The sequence below is a fragment of the Pseudomonas sp. MF08831 genome (assembly GCF_059862645.1).
The window spans coordinates 28,623-50,575 of the sequence record NZ_JCBCUX010000018.1 but is presented as its reverse complement, the minus strand read 5'-3'; the positions used below and the strand labels follow the sequence as shown (position 1 = coordinate 50,575).

The following is a 21,953-nucleotide window of genomic DNA, read 5'->3' as shown; positions in this document are numbered from 1 at the left end:
AGATTGAATAATCACACTTAATGTTATTTAAATAACAAAACAAAAGCGCCACGACCTGCCTGGTCGTGCTGCAACAAGGTGGAATAGCAATGAGCAAGATCGCAGTCATCGGCAGCAATATGGTGGATCTGATTACCTACATCGACCGCATGCCGGCCCAGGGCGAAACCCTCGAAGCGCCGGGGTTTGCCCTCGGTTGCGGCGGCAAGGGTGCCAACCAGGCGGTGGCGGCAGCCAAGCTTGGGGCCGATGTATTGATGCTGAGCAAGGTCGGCGACGACATGTTTGCCGACAACACCCTGGCCAACTTCCAGCGCTTTGGCATCGACACTCGTTATGTGCAACGGGTGCCCGGCGTTTCCAGTGGTGTGGCGCCGATTTTTGTGCGCACCGACTCCCACAACAGCATCCTGATCGTCAAAGGCGCCAATGCGTATTTGTCGCCGGCGGACATCGAGGCGGCGGCGGCTGATTTGCGTGAGTGCACGCTGATTGTGTTGCAGCTGGAGATCAACCTGCAGACGGTTTACTACGCCATCGAATTCGCCCACCGACATGGCATTGCGGTGCTGCTCAATCCAGCGCCGGCGCTGCCTGGCCTGGATACCGACCATCTGGCAAAACTGGATTTTCTGGTCCCTAACGAATCGGAGCTGGCGCTGATCACGGGCCTCACCGTGGACTCACCGGATTCGGCCCGCGCCGCTGCGCAAACCCTGGTGGCCAGCGGCATTCGCCACGTCATCGTCACGCTCGGCGAGCAGGGGGCGTTGTACGTGGGCGAGGAGGGCACCTTCCAGGTGCCGGGCCAGCGGGTGGTCGCCCGGGACACCACCGGTGCTGGCGACGCCTTTATCGGGTGTTTCATCGAGCACTGGAACCGCGATGGCGATATTCGCCATGCCATGGAGCAGGCGGTGGCGTATTCCGCGTGCTCGGTGACGGCGCTGGGTACGCAGACCTCCTATCCCGACAGCGAAGCGTTCACGCGCTTCCAGCAACAGCGCCACGCCGTCTAACTCGGCTCCTTAATCCAGCCCGGAGAACAATAATGAACAAACCTGCGCTGCAACAGACACCCGATGGGTTCTACCTGAACCGCACGCCCTGGTTCGCTTTTATTCTGCTGTGCAGCATCTTCGCGTTGTGGGCCGCGGCGGCGAGCATGAACGACGTGCTGATCGCACACTTCAAGAAAGCGTTTTTGCTCAGCGATTTCCAAACCGCCTTTGTGCAGTCTGCGTTTTACCTGGGCTACTTTTTTGTGGCGATTCCGGCAGCGATGGTGGTGCGCCGCCTGAGCTACAAAAGTACGATCCTGATCGGCCTGTCGCTGTACATGCTCGGCTGTTTGCTGTTTTTCCCGGCGGCGTCGACGGCCAAGTACGGCATGTTCCTGCTGGCACTGTTTGTGATCGCGGCCGGGCTGTCGTTCCTGGAAACCGCCTGCAACACCTACTCGACGTTGATGGGCCCACGGGAAACCGGGACGCGGCGCTTGAACATCTCGCAGACCTTTCACCCGTTCGGCGCCATGGCCGGGGTTTATGTGGGCAGCTTTGTGATGTTCAAGGACACCGATGCCACCACTGCACAGCTCAAGCAGATGAGTGTCACCGATGCGGCGGTGCAACAATTGCAAATGATCCAGTCCACGCTGTTGCCCTACAAGTGGATGATCGCCGTGCTGGTGTTGATGTTCATCCTGATCGCCATTACTCGTTTCCCGGCCTGCAAGGGCAATGCACCTGTCGACAATACGTCTGGCAGCTTGCGCAAAAGCCTGGGGCGGCTGTGGCGTAACCCGCGGTTTACCTTTGGCGTGCTCGCGCAATTTCTGTATGTGGGCGCACAGGTGGGCGTGTGGAGTTTCACCATTCGCCTGGCCATGCAAATGGGCGGCATGAATGAGCGCAGCGCTTCATGGTTTCTGCTGACCACCTTTGCCGCCTATTTTGTCGGCAAGTTGATCGCCAATCTATTGATGCGGCGCCTGCACCCGGCCAAGGTCTTGGCGATCTACGGGGTGCTGTGCATTGTGCTGCTGGCCTACACCATTCTGGTGCCGAACATTTCTGCGGTATACGCCGCGGTCGGCGTGAGTATTTTTCTCGGCCCGTGCTGGCCGACCATCTACGGCCTGACCATCGATGGCCTGGGTGAGGACACGGGTGTCGGCGGTTCATTGCTGGTGATGAGCATCGTCGGCGGCGGGGTGATTCCGATCATCCAGGGCCTGTTGTCCGACGCCAGTGGCGGCAACATGCAGCTGGCCTATAGCGTACCGCTGCTGTGCTTTATCGTGATTGTGATGTACGCGGTCAAATGCCTGCGCCAGCCGGGCACGTTGCCCTCACGTGCAGCCGCGGCGGTGGCCTCATGAATACGCGCATCCCGTTGTACCGGGCGGTGTTTGCCGAGCAGGAAAGGGTGCTTTTGCAGTCTGAGGATTTCAAGGTCAGCGCATGGACTTATGCGTCTGGCGTGTTGGCGGTGAGCCTGGAGAACAGCCGTGGACGTCTGGTCGTGTTGCCGTATCAAGGGCAGATGATCTGGTCGGCCGAATTTGACGGCTGCGACCTGACCATGCGCAACCTGTTCGACGAGCCCAGGCCAAGCCCGACGGTCATCGACACTTACGGTTGCTTCATGTTTCACAGTGGCCTGTTGCGCAACGGATGCCCGTCGCCGGATGACACGCATGCCTTGCACGGTGAAATGCCCTGCGCGCCCATGGACTCGGCCTGGCTGGAACTCGGCGAGGGCTTTGTGCGCCTGGGCGGTTCGTATCACTATGCCAAGGGATTCGGCGATCGGTACCGGGCGAGCCCGAGCGTAACGCTGCGCGCCGACTCAGCCTTGTTCGATATCGACATGGACGTGACGAACCTGGCCGGCAAGCCGATGGACCTGATGTACATGGCCCACATGAACTACGCGTACGTGGACGACGCTCGATTCGTCGAGCCACTGGGCATGCAGCGCTTGCGCCTGCGCACCAGTGTGCCGGACCACGTCAAGCCGACGCCGGACTGGAGCGCCTACATGGCGCAACTGGCCGAGCATCCAACCCAGTTGGCCAGCCTCGACACGCCTGCGCTGTACGACCCTGAGATCGTGTTTTTCTTCGACGACGTGGGCACAGACGCCACGGGCTACGCACATTTCTTACTGGATCATCCGGCTGGTACGGCGTTCTACACCCGTTACCGCCCCGAACAATTCGCGCACGCTGCACGCTGGATTCTGTACACGCCGGATCAGCAAGTGGCGGCGTTCGTGCTGCCATCGACCTGCGAACCCGAGGGCTATAACGCCGAGAAAGCCAAAGGCCACGTAAGGTGCCTGGCGGCCGGGGCCAGCGCCTCGTTCAGCGTGACCACCGGCTATTTGAATGCGCAGGAACGGCAGACATTACTGGGTTAGATCAGCAACTGCGCGCCGCTGGCCTGGATGGCTTCTTTATAAGCGCGCGGGATTTTCTTGTCGCTGACCACGTACTGGAAGTCTTCCAGGTTGGCGAAGTGGGCGGTGCGCACCGTGTCGAACTTGCTGAAGTCGGCCAGCAACACGCGCTGCTGGGCCTGGCGCAGGACCTTTTGTTTGACCTCGACTTCATTGAAGTTGAAGCACGTCACGCCGAACGCCTGACTGACGCCGGCGGCAGTCACGAAGGCCCAGGTCAGGCGCACGCTGTCGAGGATGCTGCTTTCGGCGCTGCTTTCAAAGACCTGGTTCTTGCGGTGAAAGGTACCGCCGCACAACACGATGTGGCAGTTGGCTTTGTTCTGCAGTTTGAGCAGCACGTTCAACGAACTGCACACCGCGGTGAACTCCAACTCATCGGGGATGAAATCAATAACAAAGGGCGAGGTGGTGCCGCAGTCGAAAAACACCGTGTCGCCGGGCTGTATCAGCCGCGCGGCGAGCTTGCCGATACGGCGTTTCTCCTCGACGTGGCGTGTGTCCTGGTCGGCTACGCGGTAATCGCCGGCCTCGCCGCTGACCCGGGTGATGTAGCCACCCAGCAGGCGTACGTGCTCGGTGAAGTGGTTGAGATCGCGGCGCAGGGTCATCTCGGACACTTCCAGCAGCGCAGCCATTTCCCGCAGGTGGATGGCGTTCTGGTCCTGCAAAGCTTGTTGGATAAGCTTGAGTCGCTCGGCTTTTTTACTGTCCACGCGTATTCCAGGGCTTGATTGTTTGTGTTAGATAAGTAACATTTAATGATATTATTGTAACGCATTAATGTGGGCATTGTGACAAGCGCGTCCCACGATCATTGGCAACATACAGGCAAGGGCACGTTAAATGAACTCTCTTCAACCCGCAGCATTGGCCAAGTACATCGATCACACCTTACTGGCGCCCGACGCCTCCCGTGAGCAAATTCGCACCTTGTGCGAGGAGGCCATGCAGCATGGTTTTTATTCAGTGTGCCTGAACTCCGCGCAAGTGCCTTACGCCGCCTCATGCCTGACTGACAACAACGTGGTGATCTGTGCGGTGGTGGGCTTTCCACTGGGCGCCGGCTTGAGCGACACCAAGGCCTTTGAAGCTGAACGGGCGATTGCCGCCGGGGCAGGGGAGATCGACATGGTGCTCAATATCGGCTGGCTGAAGGAAGGGCTGCTTGAGGCGGTGCGTGAAGACATCGCCGCGGTTCACAGGGCCTGCGGCGCTGTGCCGTTGAAGGTCATCCTGGAAACCTGCCTGTTGAGCGACGAACAGAAAGTCCAGGCGTGTGAAATCTGCCGGGACCTGGGTGTGGCGTTCGTGAAGACGTCCACCGGGTTCAGCCGTAGCGGTGCGACTGCAGAAGACGTGGCGCTGATGCGCAAAACCGTGGGCGCCGGCGTTGGCGTAAAAGCCTCCGGTGGCGTGCGTGATTATCCGACGGCGGTGAAGATGATCGAGGCCGGAGCTACGCGTCTGGGCAGCAGTTCGGGCATTGCGATAGTCGGTGGGGCAACGACGGCGGCGAGCGGTTATTGATTGGCGCTTATATAACTCAACTAAATAGACATTTAGTTGAGTTATGCAATTAGATTATATCGAGGAGCGGCTTTCAAGACGGGCGAGGGCAGCCATGCGACGCTCGCTGATGCGTTCCACAGCGTCCATGTGTTCTGTTCCCCCCACACACAGCGTCCCCAATGCCGTGGCCAGCGAGCGCCCTAATGGCGTCAGCGAGTATTCAACCTTCGGCGGGATTTCCTGGTAGTCGACGCGGGCGATGATCTCATCACGCTCCAACTCCTTTGCGGGCCTGGGGGATTTTCAGCCGATTGGTTCGATCACGGAGGAATCGTTTGACCGTACGTTCGGCATCAACGTCAAGGGCACGTTGTTCACCGTGCAAAAGGCTTTGGCACTGATGAGCACTGGAGGCTCTGTCATCTTGACCGGTTCAACCACAGGCACCATGGGCACACCGGCGTTCAGCGTATACAGCGCCACTAAGGCCGCGCTGCGTAATTTCGCCAGAAGCTGGGCGCTGGACCACAAAGGCACTGGCATTCGTGTCAACGTACTTTCGCCCGGGCCGATCGCGACGCCTGGCCTGGACCTGGCGTTGTCAGGCACTGGCCAGAAGGATGCGATCATTGACGACATGACTGCACAGGTTCCACTGGGACGAATCGGCCAGGCAGCAGAAGCTGCGGCCGCAGCATTGTTCCTGGCATCGGATGAGAGCAGCTTCATGACCGGCAGTGAAATGTTCGTGGATGGAGGATTTGCCCAGGTGTGACGCCAACAGGGGTTTTGCCCGTTGAAATCTGACGGGCACTTGTCGAGATTTATTAATGTCTCGAAAGCTTTATCCTATTGAAAACATGAGTCTTACACAGCTCAAAGGCGGGCTATGCTTGACTTCTTGATGTTGGTCGATCTCATCAAAGAACGCCGTGATATCCGCATCGAGTATCCAGTTCACTTTCTGACCCTTGAGCGCGACCGTCAACGCATCCAGCGCATCGTGCTGGCTACGTCCCGACCGGAACCCATACGAGAATCCCAGAAAGTCCTCTTCATAGATCGCATTCAGAACGGTAACGACCGCCTGCTGTACGATCTTATCCTCCAGAGAGGCAATACCCCGCGGACGTAGCCTGCCGTCGGCTTTGGGGATATAGACTCGCCCCGAGGCGTTGCTCGATAGGCCCCGCTGTGGAGCCTTGCGTGCAGATCGGTCACCCGCTGGAGAAGACCTTCCTCATATTCTCGCGACGACATGCCGTCCACACCCACCGCAGCATCACGGCGAAGTGCATAGAAGCTCTGCGCCAATAACTGCGGTGTGATGTGGTGCAGCAATGCCGTGAACTGCATGCCCTTGTTCCTTCGGGCTGCTTCCCGTACACCTTCAAGTCCCATCGACGCGCAACTGATCCGGCTCTGTGTCCGGGGCGCGGGGAACGTGTCGGTGTTTCCCTTGGCTACGTCCCTTTCCTCCACCATCTCCGCAGGGCTTAGCCCCTTGTTCAACGGCTTCTCAGGTACTACGGACGTATCCGACTTCTCAGCGGCGTGAACAGCAGGGTTACGGCTTTTGGCCTTTCCTGCTCCGCCCGATACTTGCGCACCGGGCACCGCTGATATCTCCCAGTTTCTGTGCGAAGGACTTCCTGACGTGCACAGGGTCTCCGACCGCGCGGGATCAGAGCATGACTGGCGTATAGCGCCATGCTCCGTATTGCCTTCTGCTTCGGTTAACAGCATCGGCACCCCGAATTCCTGATTACGCGGCTCAATGGCTGGCCCATCGGTTTCACCCTGCACCTCACGGTGCAACATGCATGACTCGGAGTCTGGTTGATACGCCATTTCTTACCAGTATCGAGCTTTCATCGACTATCCTCCGCCAGCTTTAACTGGCGCTCTAACCGTCCGGCCAACACACCCTTATGCCATCGCTTAAGGCGATGGTGTCCACCCCAAGCCAAATTCGGAAAGCCTCCCAAAATTGACGAATGCACTGGAAGTTGAGAGACCCCAGGTCGGAAAATTTCACGCAGTGTGCAATGACCCATCAAGTGCCAATCGACACCGTGGTCAATCGAAGGGCCCTCTCAGAGTCCCGGGTGCCGAGAAACTCAGCCATGCCCGAGATTTCGGATGGGGGTTGATCATCTCCTACGCCCAGTGGCTGGAACGTCCAGTGTGCCCGCAGCATAACGTGCTTGCGCCGAGAGCGAGGTTCCGGACATATGAGGTGTCATACCGTTGAACGGCATAGTCCGCCAGGGATGTTCGGGTGATGCCGGCTGAGGAAGCCAGACGTCTGCTGCATAACCTGCGATATGTCCTGACTCCAAAGCTCTGACAAGAGCATCGCGCTCCACCAATTTGCTTCTTTCGGCGGTCAAATAAGCAGGCCAGAATGTTTGAGATATAACCACCTCGGCGTCAGGCAGGAGACGTTCGAACTCAGAGTTTGGCCCGTCCTGTCGCTGATCACAATGAGCTCATGGCCGCCCCGTTCCAAATAATTGCGAAGCCCCAACTCCCCTGAAACACAGCCCACCAGTTCACCGGGTTTTAACCCGAGAGGCCCCATTGGTGTCGGCGTTGTCTGGCCATTGGCATACGTAGTGATGGTTGGAATCTCATCTCTTGCGTAACGAGGTGGATAGCCATCAACAGGGTCGGGATAAAGAACACATAGTATTTTGCCATGAACTTTATCTGCCGTGTGTCGTGTGGCTTTCTGTTCAGCCAGGATAAAGCGATTGGGTTGTATGTCAGCGAAGGGCAGTGAAAGGGGGAAGGTGTCCAACTGAGGCCATCTATTTAGCCGCGCACTCAAAATTGGACACCCGGACCTACCAAGCTTGGCACCTAGTGGTGATAGCCTTCACCCAATTTAACTTTACCTCTGAAAACGTAATAGCTCCACGCGGTATAGACCAGAATGAAGGGAAGCGTAAACAGTGCTCCGATCAGCGCAAACAGCTGGCTTGCCACCGGCGAGGCCGCCTGCCACATAGAAATGGACGGCGGTACGATATTGGGCCAAATGCTGATGCCCAAGCCACTGTAGCCAAGGAAAATTACGAGCAGTGTCAACAGAAACGGACTTGCGGTTGCTCGATGCGCCAGCGTGATCAATGTGGCAATGAAACAGAACAGCAACAGCAGTGGTACAGGCAGGAAATAGAGCAGGTTAGGCATCGTGAACCAACGTTGCGCGATCTCCGGATGGGCGAGCGGGGTCCAGATGCTGATCACTGCAATGACGAACAACAGGGCATAGATGAAGTAGGACGAAAATCGGTACATATCCTCCTGCAATCTGCCTTCAGTTTTCATGATCAGCCAGGTGCTTCCCAACTGGGCATAGGCTATCAGCAGTGCGAAACCACAAAACAGCGGGAAGGGACGAAGCCAGTCGAGACTGCCACCTGCGTAGGCATTGTTGACGACTGGGATGCCGTCAAGGAAGGCACCGAGCGCAACGCCTTGGCTGAAAGTGGCAACGATAGAACCGCCGACGAAAGCCTTATCCCACCAATGCCGATTGCGCTCACTGGCCTTGAACCGGAACTCGAAGGCGACACCCCGAAAAATCAGGCCCAGCAACATGATGATCAGGGGCAAATACAGCGCGCTGAGAATGACTGAATAAGCCAAGGGAAACGCTCCGAAAAGCCCGGCGCCCCCGAGTACCAGCCACGTCTCGTTGCCATCCCATACGGGTGCAACCGTGTTCATCATGACATCTCGCTCTTCTTTGTCTTTGATCGCAAGAAAGAGCAATCCCACGCCTAGATCAAAGCCATCCATCACGACATACATCATGACGCCGAAGATGATGATCAATGCCCAAATCAAACTCAGGTCGATGCCGCCCATAGCGCTCGCTCCTCAAACTCGGAAAGGTGTCTGAACATCATTTTTCATCTGCAGCCGATAGTGGCCTGGCAGGTGTTCGTTGTTGACCTGCGCCGCCTTCAGGCGCGGGTTCCGCCCCGTGAGCCTGCGGCCCTTTGTGCACGAGTTTGAGCATGTAAGCGATGCCTGCACCGAAGAGGGCGAAGTAAACAAGGACGAACAGCACCAAGCTAATGCTGACTTGTGAAACGGTCAGTGGGGACACCGCGTCAACCGTTCGCAGCAGGCCGTACACCACCCATGGCTGACGGCCCATTTCGGTAGTCACCCATCCTGCCAACAACGCAATGAGTCCAGAGGGGCCCATGCAGAGCCAAAATGCCAAAAACGGACGTGAGGTGTATAGCTTCTGTCCGCGCCGCAGCCACAGGCTCAGTAGTCCGGCAAGGATCATCAGCATTCCCATACTGACCATCAATCTGAACGTCCAGAAAATCACGGTTGAATTAGGTCGGTCTTCTGGCGGGAATGACTTGAGCGCCGGAATCTGCTTGTCGAGGCTGTGGGTGAGAATCAAGCTGCCCAGCACTGGAATTTCAATCGCGTAGCGGGTTTTTTCCGCTTTCATGTCCGGCCATCCCGCCAGAATAAGAGGCGAGGGCTCACCAGGAACGTTTTCCCAGTGGCCTTCGATGGCGGCGATTTTCGCAGGTTGGTGTTCGAGCGTATTCAATCCGTGAGCGTCTCCGACCACCGCCTGAATCGGCGCCACGATCAGTGCCATCCACGCAGCCATCGACAACATAGTGCGCGCTGCCGGCGTGTCGTGACCGCGCAACAGGTGCCAGGCGCCTGATGCACCCACAAAAAAAGCAGTCGCCAAGAATGCTGCGATGGCCATGTGAGCAAGTCGGAACGGGAATGAGGGGTTGAACACCACCGCCAGCCAGTCCACAGGTACCGCACGACCACCAACGATTTCGAATCCCTGTGGCGTATGCATCCAGCTGTTAGATGAAAGGATCCAGAACGTTGAAATGAGGGTACCCAACGACACCATGGCCGTAGCAAAGAAATGCAGTCCACGGCCAACCTTTTCCCAGCCGAAGAGCATAACGCCTAGAAAACCTGCTTCAAGAAAAAAGGCGGTGAGTACTTCGTACGTTAACAAAGGCCCAGTGATGCTGCCGGCAAAATAGGAAAAGCCACTCCAGTTTGTTCCGAACTGATAGGCCATGACCAGTCCAGAAACCACGCCCATACCGAAATTCAGCGCGAAGATCTTTACCCAAAAAGTGTAAAGGTCCTGATATACATCTCGTCCGGTTTTAAGCCACAAACCCTCCAGCACCGTAAGGAAGCTGGCCAAGCCAATTGTTATTGCAGGGAAAACGATGTGGACGCCAACAGTAAACGCGAACTGAATTCGCGCTAAATCAATTGCAGTCGAATCGATTATGTCCATGCTTTTCTGCCTCTCAGGAAGGGTGCAAATTTGCCTGGGAATACAGCTGGGAAGGCAACTACGCTGGCCCGGGTTATTGGCTTTCCTTTGCCTTGACATGGTGATGCATGCCGCCTAGATTCTAGATCACTGTCGAAAATCATGAGCAAATATTTTTCTTGACTAATGAGAGGAGCTCTCAAGTAGGGTTCTGAGTTGTCTATTTGTTTTGTGCTGTGTGGTTGTGACGTTTACCTCTCGCTAAGAGGGTGAAAGTTACGTAATGCCGTATTATAGCGGCAGGAAATATGCATCTATTGGCTCTCACCTCCTTGGTTATGAGTCGTATGTGGAGCGATCATGGCGATTAAGCGAAAAGTACCCGGTGTTCGAAATTACGATGGCCCTGCAGGAGGTTGGGGTGCACTTAAGGCCACTGCGACGGCAGTGCGTGAGCAGATGGATACGCTGAAGGCTCCTCTTACGTTAATGAGAACCAATCAGCCGGATGGATTTGATTGCCCTGGTTGTGCATGGCCAGATAAAGAGCACAAATCAACCTTCCAGTTCTGCGAAAACGGCGCGAAAGCAGTCACTTGGGAGGCCACCAACAAACGTGTCCCCCCTGAGTTTTTTGCCAAACATCCGGTTGCCACCCTGCTTAAACGTACCGACTTCGAACTGGAGGATTTAGGGCGACTGACTCACCCGATGGTTTACGACCGGACGACTGATACATACCAGCCGGTCGAGTGGGAGACCGCATTTGCGCGAATCGGTGAAATATTACGCGGACTGCCACCCAACCAAGTCGAATTTTACACGTCAGGCAGAGCATCCAATGAGGCGGCCTACTTGTGGCAACTGTTTGCACGTAATTTAGGTACCAACAACTTTCCAGATTGCTCGAACATGTGCCATGAGCCAACTAGTGTAGGTTTGCCGCGCTCAATTGGCATGGGTAAAGGGGCCGTGTCATTGGACGATTTCGAACTGTGTGAACTGGTTATTTCTATCGGACATAATCCAGGCACCAACCACCCAAGAATGATGGGGACGCTGCACGAAATTTCCCGGCGTAAAGTTCCAATCATGGTAATGAATCCATTGCGAGAGCGAGCACTAGAGCGATTTGCCGACCCGCAAGACATGATTGAAATGGCAACTTATGGTTCAACACGTATTGCCTCTACTTATTTGCAGGTCAAGGCCGGTGGTGATGCGGCAGCGATTAAAGGTGTAATGAAGTCACTGTTGGAAATGGAAGAGTCGGTAGGGCAAGTGCTTGATTATGATTTTATTGAAAAGCATACCAACGGTTTCGAGGCGCTCAAGGCAGACTTGTTGGCCACCGAATGGCCCGATATCGAATTTGCCAGCGGATTAATCAAAGCTGACATGGAAAAAGTCGCGGCGGCCTATGCGAAATCCAATGCCACCATCGTAACGTATGGAATGGGGATAACCCAGCACAACGAAGGAACCGCCAATGTAAGACTGATATGCGATCTTCTGATGCTGCGAGGCAACATCGGCAAGCCCGGCGCAGGCATATGTCCGCTGCGCGGGCATTCCAATGTACAAGGAAACCGAACAGTAGGTATTACCGAGAAACCTTCCAGTGAGTTCCTCGGCAAGATTGAAGAAGTGCTGGGTTTTAAACCTCCGACGGAGCACGGTCACGACTCAGTGCAGGCCATGCAAGCGATGATTGCCGGCGAGTCAAAAGCACTGCTTTGTCTTGGAGGAAACTTTGTCGTCGCATTGCCTGATCCAGGCCAGTGTTTCCCGGCGATGGGTAAACTGGATTTGACTGTGCACATCGGTACAAAACTCAATCGCACCCACTTGCTGGTTTCCAAGGAAACGTATCTGTTTCCTTGCCTGGGCCGCACCGAACTCGATGTACAGAACGGAGAGCGCCAATCAATTACCGTCGAAGATTCGATGTCGATGGTTCATGCATCAGCCGGCAAGTTGACGCCGGCGTCCGAATTTTTGCGTTCAGAGCCAGCCATCGTGGCGGGTATGGCGACGGCCGCGTTGCCTGATAGCAAAGTGCCGTGGATGGAGCTCTCGGCTGACTATGACAAGATTCGCGACTTGATTGAAAAAACCATTCCAGGCTTTGATAACTACAACGAACGTATTCGCGTTCCCGGTGGTTTTCGCATGCCGCTACCGGCTACGGAGCGTATCTGGATGACGCCATCGGGAAAGGCCGAGTTCTTCGTGTTTCCTGGCTTACATGAGGATAAGCAGGTCGATGGTGATGATGTGTTACGGCTGATTACTCTGCGTAGCCATGACCAATACAACACGACGATCTATGCGCTGGACGATCGTTATCGTGGCGTCTTCGGGCGTAGGGATGTGTTGTTCATGAACCCAGCCGACCTCGCGGCGAGAGGCTTGGCTCATGGGGATTTGGTGGATATCGAAACGGTCGTTTCTGGACGTAAGCTGCGATACGAAAAAATAACGGCTATTGAGTACAAAATATCGGCTGGTTCAGTGGGAGCATATTATCCCGAGGCGAACACGCTGGTACCTTTGGACTACATCGACAAGGACAGTGGAACGCCGTCGTACAAGTCGGTGCCCGTGCGTGTGATACGCTCGGAGCTGAATTGATCACGTAACGGTATCCGGTTGGTCTTTCTCAAATTGAAGGAGGCGCGTTTTGCGCCTCCTTTTTTTGCTCCACTAGGTGAAGCTTCTATGGGGAATATTTCAATGATGAGCACCGATGCTCCTGAACCACAAGCGGTGTGTAGCCCGACTACCAGCAGCGCTATTTTCATCGTGGCAACCCTCAAGGCTGGAAAAGAGTCCGCAGAAAAAGTGAAGAACTGGTGCGCTGATATTGCAGCGATAACACGCTCTGTCGGCAAGCGAGTCCCTGCGGGCAATCTTTCGTGTGTCTGTGGATTTTCCTCCAGTGCTTGGGACGTTTTGTTCGCAAGTCCGCGTCCAGTTTCATTGCATGGGTTTCGCGAGTTTGGTGTCGACGGGCGACGCGCTATATCCACTCCGGGCGATATCCTTTTGCATATTCGTGCAGATCAGATGGATCTTTGTTTTGAGTTGGTGACGCAGTTCACTTCTGTGCTAGGCGATGCCATCACGGTCATTGATGAGGTTCATGGATTTCGATATTTCGACATGCGCAGCATCATTGGATTTGTTGATGGCACCGAAAACCCAGTAGGTCGCAAGGCAGCCAACTTTACGATAGTGGGGGATGAAGACCCTGCTTTCAGTGGAGGAAGCTACGTGCTGGTACAGAAGTATCTGCACAACATGGTGGCATGGAATCAGTTATCTGTCGAAGCGCAGGAGCATGTGATCGGGCGGAAAAAGCTTTCCGACATCGAGCTGGATGAGTCGGTCAAACCGAGCAATTCGCACAGCTCTTTGACGACGATTACGAAGGATGGTGAGGAGGTGAAAATCTTACGTGACAACATGCCGTTTGGACGACCTGGTGCAGGTGAGTTTGGGACTTTTTTCATCGGTTATGCTCGTTCACCCGAACCACTTGAACAGATGCTTGAAAATATGTTCGTCGGCAAACCACCAGGGAATTACGACAGGCTGCTCGACTTCAGTACGGCTGTCACAGGCAACCTTTTTTTCGTGCCGTCGTTGGATTTACTTGAGGAGTTGGCTGATCGCTAGCTGACGGAAAACCCTCTGTCCTTATTAGCTTTGCTCTCTCCAAGCCGGGTCAATCGCGTTATCTGATCCTCAACGTGCAGAGAGAGCTAAAGCGTCTACAACTCTCGTTCGTCGGCATCGCTGATGACTCATAGAGCGCTTTGATGAGCGCCCTACTATTTCGATCGGGTGGCTGTTCCTCAGGAAAATAACGCAAGCACTCCCTGCAAAGGTCGGGGTTATTAGCACTGCGATTTAGTATAATATTTCCACTTCTAAGGATGCTCCGATCAACTTTCCGCGTGTGCGGCAAGTCGAAAATTCACTCGACATACAGCATTATTCGCTGAAAATCGAATGATGCGTCGTACAGGGAGGGCGTTTTCGCCCGCTCTCCAGTGTTAAGAGCACAACTCACCCCTACCCATCAGCTGTTTTCGAGCCGTCCACAGATTCGATGGGGCGAACAGCGTGTTCAGTTGAAACGTGTTTTTCATCAGCCCATGGAAGCGCACTTTCACGTAGCCAAACTGACGCTTCATCACCCGAAACGGATGCTCGACCTTGGCCAGTATCTGAGCTTTGCAGTACTCAATCTTGCGCTTGGCCTTGTAGAGCATGCTGCGTTTATTCAGCATGGACTACGTGGCTGCACCGCGCCGCGATTTGCCAGATGACCTCACGATTTTTATGCTCTTTACGCTTCTCGACACCGGTGTATCCAGCGTCTGCATAAACCGCGTTTTCTTCTCCATGTAACAGCTCGGCGACCTGCGTGACATCGGCCACATTCGCCGCAGTGCCCTGAACATGATGAACTAGTCCCGACTCTACATCGGCGCAGATATACGCCTTCACCCCGAAGAAGTATTGGTTACCTTTCTTGGCCTGTGTGGCCTGGACCGGCCTAGAAAACCCGCGCAGCGGGCGCTGATGGAGGTGCTCGACGAGATCCATCCCTGTCTAGTCTCAAGTTTTCTTAAGGGCTATGGTGTTGCAATCGATGTACCTTTCATCCCCGCATGCCGGAATTTCATTCACTCAAGAGTCGCCTGAATGCTCTCATTTGTTTCTGATCACCCGATGTTCTGCGCCCTGACGCTGATCCTGACTGACATTCTCCTGTGGCGGCTGATCGCCGCCGATGCCAGCAACTTGAAGCTGGCGGTACGGTTGGTGATCTTCGCCGTATTTAGCACCTTGCTGTTCAACGAGGGTATGAACCCAATGCAGGTTGCGCCCTGGGCGGAGGACGTGTCGTTGCACCTGGCGGCCACGGCATTGCAGATCGGTTGGTGGCTGTACGCCGCGCGCACCCTTACGGTGTTACTGGGCGTGGTGATGATGCAGCGGGTCGAACATGGTGGGCGGTTGCTGCAAGAGCTGATGGGCGCGGCGATCTTCCTGATTGCGATCGTCGCCGCCATGGCCTACGTACTCGACCTGCCGGTCAAGGGCGTGCTAGCCACTTCCGGCGCCGTGGCGATCATCGTCGGCCTGGCGTTGCAAAGCACGTTAAATGACGTGTTTTCCGGTATCGTGCTCAACACCACCAAGCCCTATCAAGTGGATGACTGGATCTCCATCGATGGCACCGAAGGCCGAGTCACTGACATCGACTGGCGCGCCACGCGGCTGCAAACCTCCCAGGGCAGCATGGCGGTGATTCCCAACTCGTTGGCGGCCAAGGCCAAAATCATCAACTTCTCGCGCCCGGCGAATATGTTCGGTCTGGTGGTCAGCGTGCAAGTCAGCCCCCATGCACGACCGCAAGTGGTGATAGAAGCCCTGGAGCGGGCCATGCAAGGTTGCCGGCCACTCTTGGTCGACCCGGCGCCCAGTGTCGCTTTCAAGACCTCCACCAGCGACGGGGTGGAATATGAAATCAGTGGTTTTGTGCTGGCCAGGGGGCAGAAACGTGAAGTGCGCAACCAGCTCTACGACCTAGCCTATCGGCATCTTGCGGCGGCCGGTGTGAGCTTGCTGTCGGCCTCCGAGGGGGCGACACCGGCAGCCACATCGCGGGCACGGGCACTGCTGGAAAGCTCGAATATCTTCTCCACCTTGCGTCAGGAGGAGAAGGAAAACTTCAGCCAGAATATGACCCTGCAAACCTTCCGTGCCGGCGAGATGATCTTGCCAGCCGGAGAGGTCAGTGACCATCTGTTTATCATTGAATCCGGCGTGGTCTCGGTGATGTTGAGCAAAGACGGGCACAAATTCGAAGCTGGGCGCATGGGCCCGGAGGAAGTGATTGGCGAGGGTGGGGTCTTGTCTGACCTGGCGGTATCGGCGGACTTCACGGCCAAGACCTATTGCACGCTGTATCGGATTGAGAAGGAGTACCTCAAGCCTTACCTGGATGTGCGCAACGACATTAGTGAGGCGATGAAAAACCTGCTGGACTTCAGACTACATACGGCGCAGAACCTGACTCAGGAAGCGCCGGTAGTGCCAACGAAAAAGGGCTTCTTGCAGTGGTTGCGTAATTTGACTTAACGCCGGGGATTACCGAACTGGCTATTAGTCTAGGACAGTGGGGTGACTAAGCGGGGCATCACTTCTTACGGTCTTGGGAGCATAATCATGTAAACGCGTACTGACCTTTACACCGTTTCGTCTGACGCCATGAACGCGATGCTGGAGGCTGCTGTCGGCAAGTTGTCACTGGAGCTGGTGCGTTTAATGTGTGTTGGTTACTCGCAAAAGCGGGGTGACGGTGCGTCGGTTGTATACGTTTTCGGTTTGGCGGGAAACGTGGCGCCTCAAATCTTTTATGTTCAAGTCGAACTCAATCACTCCTGGCGTCTTTTCTGTGAGCAGCCAAGTGATTCGTTTCGTGTAGCCATAGCCGCAGGAAGCGGTGCCAATCGTGGGCATAGCAGCCTTCACGCAGCCGATTCGAAAGCGTACTCGCAGCTTCAAATCTCATTCGCCAAGGCTGCGGGATATGCTGGTCACGCACAATCACGAAAGGGTAGCCATCAACTCCCTCGACTTGTGATTCTGACACATGCATATGCCTCACCAATCGGCTGTGCTCGGTCTTGGCTACCGATTTCATCGAGCACTGCCAAATACGGTTACGCTTGAGCATCACCGGGACATAGACTTTTCAAATGCAACAATGCTTCACGTCGTGCACGTTCCCGCCGCCATAGGGATTTTAAATCGGGACTCATCGGTATCTCCCTGACACAGTAAAATGCACCTCGATTAATAGACTTCAGGATGACTAGCTGACGGTATCGGCCCCTGCAAGTCAGGAGCCGAAAAGTATTCTGAGTGGATAGGTTTCTGAGCGAAAATGCAATTCCACGAGCACGTACAATGATAGGTGGCCGACAATAATTATTACAAGCACGCCCTTATTGTTTATGTCGCGCTTCCAAAACGCTAAGCCAATAGACAGGAGGGCAACCGAAATTCAGGGGCTCCTTTCAAGGCGTGAGTTCCATTGAGATATCTTTATATAATTCGAGTGCTTCTCTTGAACGTCTAATCATTAATATTTAATAGGCGATCAGCCAGCTCTATCACTGAGCCGAAGTGCTGCACGAGGGGGTGATAGAGTCGATTGATAGGCTGGTCGATCAGAATGATTAGACAGTATGGTTGCAGGGTATTAACCTAGAGATATTATTTTGTTTTCCTTGTCGGTAGGCAATATTGCGTATTAGCTATTTGCGACGTTGAATATTTATACTTTGACCATTTGTAATGCTCGAGAATATATCAGTGATGCCTCCGAATGACGATCGGCGGGCACTTTCGCACTCAGCTCGCCCCTCCTTGACGCCGACACAAGTGGCGAATGGGGGGCGATAAAATTACAGTGCGATTGATCATTAGCGGCAATCGGTTCGCCCAAGAGGTGGTAGTTAATGAGAGATGCTAGATATCGAAAAGCAAAGGGCTTGCTGATGTATCAGAACACCCTATTTGATTTGTGCCCGGAGTTATTGACGCTGGATGACGCACAAGGCGAGAAGCTATTTCGCGACTTTATTCGTCACGTCAACTACAGTGGCCAGATTTTTGATTGGGCACAGCATCTCAAATTATATCGTTGGCTAGAGCGCTCTTCTTACGCAAAGGCCTTGGGGGGAAAGCATTTAGATGCCGTCATGGCGGCTGCCGTTTCGCTATGGTGCGAAAAAGATAATAGTGCGCACACGGGTGTCGCCCTTGTACATCGCAATAGTTCTACGATGATACTGGGCTGGAAGTCAATTGGCATTCGTGGCCACTCTGAACTTGAGGCACTGCCGAGGGCATGCCAGTTATTATCGATCAGTGATTTTGCATTCTGTCATATCTCTAATAATAACCGCCCCTTGCCACAGCACTTCCAAGTACTAAATTAATACTAAAGTTACGCCTTTGCGCTGCAGGGGCGTTTGTCTTATAGAGTTGTAATACGCGATCAGCGCCCTCTGAAGTTGACTAGTTGTCTGCCCATGAGCGAGCGTCTTCGGCCATCCAAGCGCGTTTTTTTCATTGTCTGGAGTATTTATGTCTGGTTGGATCCGTAACATCCGCGTCAGCGCTAAGCTGAGTTGGGGGTTCGGCCTGGTGCTGGGGTTCTCCTTGTTACTGGTCGTTACTGGCTGGGTCGCGATTAATGTACTCACCGAACGCAGTATTAAAGTAGAGAGCATTGCTCGCGTCAGTGATATGACGATGGAGCTGCGTGTTCATCGTGTGCGCATGGAGCTCAACCCCCAGGGGGACAGTGTTCATTTGATTCTACAGACGCTCGATAAGCTGTCTGAGCACTTGAGCGCTGCTCGCGTGCTGCTGGCAGCCCCCCGCGATGAGGGGTTGATTGATGAGCAGATTGCGGCCGTCAAAGCGTATCGCGAGGCACTCGGTACCGTGAGTCAGCCGGGCGTTGATCTGGCGCCAGTGTTTGCGCGTATGAGTGCACAAGGTGACATCCTGCTCGACACCACGGGCCAGTTGATCGCCTCACAAAACAGGCAGCGTGATACCGATTCGTCGTTTGCCAAAGCCCTGCTCGTCAGTGTGGCGCTGCTGGCGTTGCTGCTAAGCGTGGTGGTGGCTTGGGTCATCAGTCGGCAGATTGTCACACCCCTACGGCACGTGCTGACAAACGTTGATCGGATTGCGTCTGGCGACTTGAGCCAGGACGTCGTGGTCGACCGTTGCGACGAACTGGGACAGTTGCAGAGCGGTCTGCAACAGATGACCAGCCGTTTGCGTCAGCTGATCGGAGGTATCAGCGGCAGCGTTATCCAGATTGCCAGTGCGGCGGAGGAACTGTCCGCTGTCACTAAACACACCAGTGCTGGTGTCAACGGCCAGAGAGTCGAGACTGATCATGTCGCCACTGCCATGAACGAAATGACCTCCACGGTGCAAGCCGTGGCACTGAATGCCGAAGAGGCGTGTGAAGCTACGACGATGGCCGATCAGCATGCACGGGAAGGCGATCAGGTCGTGGGTGAAGCCATCGAGCAGATCGAGCGGTTGGCCTTGGAGGTGAGACGTTCAGCCGAGGCGGTAGCTCATCTGAAAGAGCAAAGCGATAAAATCGGAGGCGTGCTGGACGTCATCAAGGCTGTCGCCCAGCAAACCAATCTACTCGCGCTCAACGCTGCGATCGAGGCGGCTCGGGCTGGTGAAGCGGGGCGCGGGTTCGCCGTGGTAGCGGATGAAGTGCGTAGCCTGGCTTTGCGTACCCAACGCTCCACTGAGGAAATTGAAAGCCTGGTGGCCGGTGTTCAAAGTGGCACTCACGCGGTGTCTTCAAGTATGGAAGCGAGCTTGCTATTGAGTGAGCACAGTGTTGAGTTCACTCGCCGAGCGGGTACGTCGCTGGAAAATATTACCCGTACGGTATCGACCATCCAACTGATGAATCAGCAGATTGCTGCGGCTGCCGAGCAGCAAAGTGCAGTGGCCGAAGAGATCAATCGCAGCGTGATCACGGTGCGCGATATTTCCGAACAAACAGCCAGTGCCAGCGACCAGACCGCTTCGTCAAGTATCGAGTTGGCGCGGCTGGGGCATGAGCTGGAAGCGCTGGTCGCGCGGTTCAAGGTTTGACGCAAAGCATGACAACTTGACACTACTGGGCATCAAGCGATCGGCCACGTCCCGCTCTGTCACGGGATGCAAACGTTCCATGACAGGGATTTCACAGAGTGGAAGGACGTCAATCGCTATATACTTTTCTACATAGCGCAATATCGAGTGGCTGATGTTCTACTTTCCCCGTGTGTCTCTACCCTGGCTCAGTTTCTTTCTATTGGTGGCTGCGACGTTGCTCGCCTTATTGTTAGGGCGCTATGCGATCTCAGTGGGTGAGTTGTGCCAATTCGTCATGACGATGGCTGGCCTTGGCGAGATGCCCACCGAACGTTATCAGTTGGTACACAGCCTGATCATCGACGCGCGCCTGCCTCGTGTCCTTGCCGGGCTATTGGTGGGAGCGGGGCTGTCAGTCTCGGGGGCGGCGTATCAAGCCGTCTTTCGTAACCCGCTGGTGTCGCCGGGCTTGCTGGGGGTACTCAGTGGCTGTGCTTTCGGTGCCGCCCAGGGAATCCTCCTGCACTGGGATCCGTTGCCCATCGCCTTGCTCGCCTGTACGACCGGATTGGTCGCCGTGGCCGTGGGCGTGGGGATCGCACATCTGTTCCAGACCTCTTCCATTCTGCTGTTGGTGCTCGGTGGCATCGTTGCCAACGCGTTGTTCACCGCGTTGCTGTCCATCACTCAGTACATGGCTGATCCGGTCGATCAACTGCCAGGCATTGTCTATTGGTTACTGGGAAGTCTCAGCTCGGTCGACCAACACACACTCATCTGGATTGCACCGGTGCTGGCGCTGGCAATCGGGCTGCTGTGCCTGGGAGGGCGTGTCATTGATGCCCTGTCTCTTAGCGATGACGAGGCCTACAGCCTGGGCGTACCGGTTCAGAAGATTCGCTATGGCGTGATTGTGCTGGCCACGTTGATCTGTGCGATGACCGTCAGCCTGGCCGGGATGGTCGGTTGGATCGGCTTGCTCGTGCCGCACCTGGCTCGGTTACTGGTCGGCCCCGGCAATCTTCGTTTGTTGCCCGTCAGCGCCTGCCTGGGTGGAGTCTTCCTGCTCGCGGCCGACGGTACTGCACGGAGTGTGTCGAGCGGGGAAATCCCGCTGGGTATCGTGACCGAACTTTTCGGTGCCGTTGCCTTTGTACTGGTGTTGCATCGCGTGCGTAGAGGCTGGCTATGACCCTGTTGGCGACACACCGGTTGAGCTTTTACATAGGGCGTCGTCTCATTCTCGATGACCTCTCATTGAGCATCGAACCGGGGGACAATATTGCGTTACTGGGGGCTAACGGCGCCGGTAAGAGCAGTTTGCTACGCCTGCTGCTGGGCTTACTCAAACCCGCTGCGGGCCAGGTGCTGTTGGACGGTCAGCCGATTACGGCCTTGAGCCGTCGCGCCGTGGCTCGGCAACTTGCGTATGTGCCCCAGAGTCATGTGCCCAGCTTTCCTTTTAGCGTCGCGCAGATCGTTGCCCAGGGGCGCCTGCCTGTCACGGGGCTTGGGCAGGCCCCAGGCGCTGTCGACGCAGATGCCGTTCAGCACGCCTTGAACGAGTTGGAGATCGAGCACCTGCTTGAGCGGCCCTATACAGAGTTGTCCGGAGGCGAACGCCAGTTGGTGCTGATTGCCCGCGCCATGGTGCAACGGGCGCGCCTGATCATCCTCGACGAGCCCGTCACCGGGCTCGATTACGGCCATCAACTGCGCTTGCTCGCGCTGCTGCAACGTCTCGCTGGCCAGGGCCTGAGCGTCCTGTCGAGCAGCCACCGCCCAGAGCAAGCGCTGGCGTCGGCCAACCGCGTGCTGGTGTTGCACGAGGGGCGACTGATTGCTGATGGGCCGCCCAGTGCCGTCATCGACAGCGACCTCATGCAGCGCCTTTACCAGGTCGCAGTCCGGCAGATCGATACCGCCGGCCACCGTTTTTTCCTTCCCTGTTGAGTCATTT

At 55.5% G+C, this 21,953-nt stretch carries 16 protein-coding genes and 3 pseudogenes; 12 read left to right on the top strand and 7 right to left on the bottom strand.

Annotation, left to right across the window (positions count from 1 at the left end; all coding sequences use genetic code 11):
- Positions 1–89: 89 nt before the first annotated feature.
- From rbsK to AC19YS_RS28290, 3 genes are read left to right on the top strand one after another with little or no spacing between them, the layout of a single operon-like run.
- On the top strand, positions 90–1,019 hold the full coding sequence (rbsK, locus tag AC19YS_RS28300; protein ID WP_500603162.1) for a ribokinase: 930 nt from the start codon (positions 90–92) through the stop codon (positions 1,017–1,019).
- Positions 1,020–1,051: 32 nt separating this feature from the next.
- The gene (fucP, locus tag AC19YS_RS28295; RefSeq protein WP_448201281.1) at positions 1,052–2,383 is read left to right on the top strand and encodes an L-fucose:H+ symporter permease; all 1,332 of its coding nucleotides are present in this window, start codon (positions 1,052–1,054) and stop codon (positions 2,381–2,383) included.
- On the top strand, positions 2,380–3,426 hold the full coding sequence (locus AC19YS_RS28290; protein ID WP_500603161.1) for an aldose 1-epimerase family protein: 1,047 nt from the start codon (positions 2,380–2,382) through the stop codon (positions 3,424–3,426). The genes fucP and AC19YS_RS28290 overlap by 4 nt, the downstream gene beginning before the upstream one ends.
- On the opposite strand, the gene deoR is transcribed toward AC19YS_RS28290, so the two are convergent.
- Positions 3,423–4,181: a DNA-binding transcriptional repressor DeoR gene (gene deoR / locus AC19YS_RS28285; protein WP_119740391.1), complete on the bottom strand. Its 759-nt coding sequence runs from the start codon at positions 4,179–4,181 to the stop codon at positions 3,423–3,425. The two genes, AC19YS_RS28290 and deoR, sit on opposite strands and share 4 nt — an antisense overlap.
- Before the next feature lie 130 nt (positions 4,182–4,311).
- Here deoR and deoC point away from each other — a divergent pair, with 130 nt between their 5' ends.
- Positions 4,312–4,995 (top strand): deoxyribose-phosphate aldolase, encoded by a 684-nt coding sequence (gene deoC / locus AC19YS_RS28280; protein ID WP_200625451.1) that lies wholly within the window; start codon positions 4,312–4,314, stop codon positions 4,993–4,995.
- A 54-nt stretch (positions 4,996–5,049) separates the two neighbouring features.
- Here the strand turns inward: deoC and AC19YS_RS28275 are convergent.
- A pseudogene (locus tag AC19YS_RS28275) lies at positions 5,050–5,262 on the bottom strand (winged helix-turn-helix transcriptional regulator); the annotation flags it as partial.
- Position 5,263: 1 nt separating this feature from the next.
- Between AC19YS_RS28275 and AC19YS_RS28270 the strand changes: the two are divergent.
- Positions 5,264–5,752 (top strand): annotated as a pseudogene (locus AC19YS_RS28270) (SDR family oxidoreductase); the annotation flags it as partial.
- Positions 5,753–5,821: 69 nt separating this feature from the next.
- On the opposite strand, the gene AC19YS_RS28265 reads toward AC19YS_RS28270, so the two are convergent.
- From AC19YS_RS28265 to AC19YS_RS28250, 4 genes are all read right to left on the bottom strand, one after another.
- Positions 5,822–6,076, bottom strand: a complete 255-nt coding sequence (locus AC19YS_RS28265; RefSeq protein WP_445262341.1) for an RNA-dependent RNA polymerase family protein — start codon at positions 6,074–6,076, stop codon at positions 5,822–5,824.
- 1,054 nt (positions 6,077–7,130) lie between these two features.
- A complete protein-coding gene (locus AC19YS_RS28260; RefSeq protein WP_442793546.1) occupies positions 7,131–7,346 on the bottom strand; it encodes an NAD(P)-dependent oxidoreductase in 216 nt (71 codons plus the stop codon).
- 496 nt (positions 7,347–7,842) lie between these two features.
- Positions 7,843–8,856 carry a cytochrome d ubiquinol oxidase subunit II gene (cydB, locus tag AC19YS_RS28255; RefSeq protein ID WP_200625448.1) on the bottom strand — a complete coding sequence of 338 codons (1,014 nt, stop codon included), beginning with the start codon at positions 8,854–8,856 and terminating at the stop codon, positions 7,843–7,845.
- Between the two features lie 37 nt (positions 8,857–8,893).
- Complete coding sequence (locus AC19YS_RS28250; protein ID WP_200625447.1) at positions 8,894–10,300, bottom strand: cytochrome ubiquinol oxidase subunit I; 1,407 nt, start codon at positions 10,298–10,300, stop codon at positions 8,894–8,896.
- A gap of 339 nt (positions 10,301–10,639) precedes the next feature.
- Here AC19YS_RS28250 and AC19YS_RS28245 point away from each other — a divergent pair, with 339 nt between their 5' ends.
- Together AC19YS_RS28245 and AC19YS_RS28240 are read left to right on the top strand one after the other, a co-directional pair.
- Positions 10,640–12,913: an FdhF/YdeP family oxidoreductase gene (locus tag AC19YS_RS28245; protein WP_500603160.1), complete on the top strand. Its 2,274-nt coding sequence runs from the start codon at positions 10,640–10,642 to the stop codon at positions 12,911–12,913.
- Between the two features lie 105 nt (positions 12,914–13,018).
- Positions 13,019–13,960 (top strand): Dyp-type peroxidase, encoded by a 942-nt coding sequence (locus AC19YS_RS28240; protein WP_200625457.1) that lies wholly within the window; start codon positions 13,019–13,021, stop codon positions 13,958–13,960.
- A gap of 380 nt (positions 13,961–14,340) precedes the next feature.
- On the opposite strand, the pseudogene AC19YS_RS28235 reads toward AC19YS_RS28240, so the two are convergent.
- Positions 14,341–14,830: pseudogene (locus AC19YS_RS28235) on the bottom strand (IS5 family transposase); the annotation flags it as partial.
- 165 nt (positions 14,831–14,995) lie between these two features.
- Here AC19YS_RS28235 and AC19YS_RS28230 point away from each other — a divergent pair.
- From AC19YS_RS28230 to AC19YS_RS28210, 5 genes are all read left to right on the top strand, one after another.
- Entirely contained in the window at positions 14,996–16,438 is a 1,443-nt protein-coding gene (locus tag AC19YS_RS28230; RefSeq protein WP_200625446.1) for a mechanosensitive ion channel family protein, read from the top strand.
- 1,424 nt (positions 16,439–17,862) lie between these two features.
- The gene (locus tag AC19YS_RS28225; protein WP_500603158.1) at positions 17,863–18,306 is read left to right on the top strand and encodes a hypothetical protein; all 444 of its coding nucleotides are present in this window, start codon (positions 17,863–17,865) and stop codon (positions 18,304–18,306) included.
- A gap of 148 nt (positions 18,307–18,454) precedes the next feature.
- Entirely contained in the window at positions 18,455–20,011 is a 1,557-nt protein-coding gene (locus AC19YS_RS28220; protein ID WP_500603157.1) for a methyl-accepting chemotaxis protein, read from the top strand.
- Between the two features lie 154 nt (positions 20,012–20,165).
- Entirely contained in the window at positions 20,166–21,185 is a 1,020-nt protein-coding gene (locus AC19YS_RS28215) for a FecCD family ABC transporter permease (protein ID WP_500603156.1), read from the top strand.
- Complete coding sequence (locus AC19YS_RS28210; RefSeq protein ID WP_500603155.1) at positions 21,182–21,946, top strand: ABC transporter ATP-binding protein; 765 nt, start codon at positions 21,182–21,184, stop codon at positions 21,944–21,946. Before AC19YS_RS28215 ends, AC19YS_RS28210 begins: the two co-directional genes overlap by 4 nt.
- Positions 21,947–21,953: the final 7 nt, after the last annotated feature.

Bases quoted from the DNA above. Each gene is read 5' to 3' on its own strand.
- rbsK (WP_500603162.1), top strand. From the start codon at position 90: ATGAGCAAGATCGCAGTCATCGGCAGCAATATGGTGGATCTGATTACC.
- fucP (WP_448201281.1), top strand. From the start codon at position 1,052: ATGAACAAACCTGCGCTGCAACAGACACCCGATGGGTTCTACCTGAAC.
- AC19YS_RS28290 (WP_500603161.1), top strand. From the start codon at position 2,380: ATGAATACGCGCATCCCGTTGTACCGGGCGGTGTTTGCCGAGCAGGAA.
- deoC (WP_200625451.1), top strand. From the start codon at position 4,312: ATGAACTCTCTTCAACCCGCAGCATTGGCCAAGTACATCGATCACACC.
- cydB (WP_200625448.1), bottom strand. From the start codon at position 8,856: ATGGGCGGCATCGACCTGAGTTTGATTTGGGCATTGATCATCATCTTC.
- AC19YS_RS28250 (WP_200625447.1), bottom strand. From the start codon at position 10,300: ATGGACATAATCGATTCGACTGCAATTGATTTAGCGCGAATTCAGTTC.
- AC19YS_RS28245 (WP_500603160.1), top strand. From the start codon at position 10,640: ATGGCGATTAAGCGAAAAGTACCCGGTGTTCGAAATTACGATGGCCCT.
- AC19YS_RS28240 (WP_200625457.1), top strand. From the start codon at position 13,019: ATGAGCACCGATGCTCCTGAACCACAAGCGGTGTGTAGCCCGACTACC.
- AC19YS_RS28230 (WP_200625446.1), top strand. From the start codon at position 14,996: ATGCTCTCATTTGTTTCTGATCACCCGATGTTCTGCGCCCTGACGCTG.
- AC19YS_RS28225 (WP_500603158.1), top strand. From the start codon at position 17,863: ATGTATCAGAACACCCTATTTGATTTGTGCCCGGAGTTATTGACGCTG.
- AC19YS_RS28220 (WP_500603157.1), top strand. From the start codon at position 18,455: ATGTCTGGTTGGATCCGTAACATCCGCGTCAGCGCTAAGCTGAGTTGG.
- AC19YS_RS28215 (WP_500603156.1), top strand. From the start codon at position 20,166: ATGTTCTACTTTCCCCGTGTGTCTCTACCCTGGCTCAGTTTCTTTCTA.
- AC19YS_RS28210 (WP_500603155.1), top strand. From the start codon at position 21,182: ATGACCCTGTTGGCGACACACCGGTTGAGCTTTTACATAGGGCGTCGT.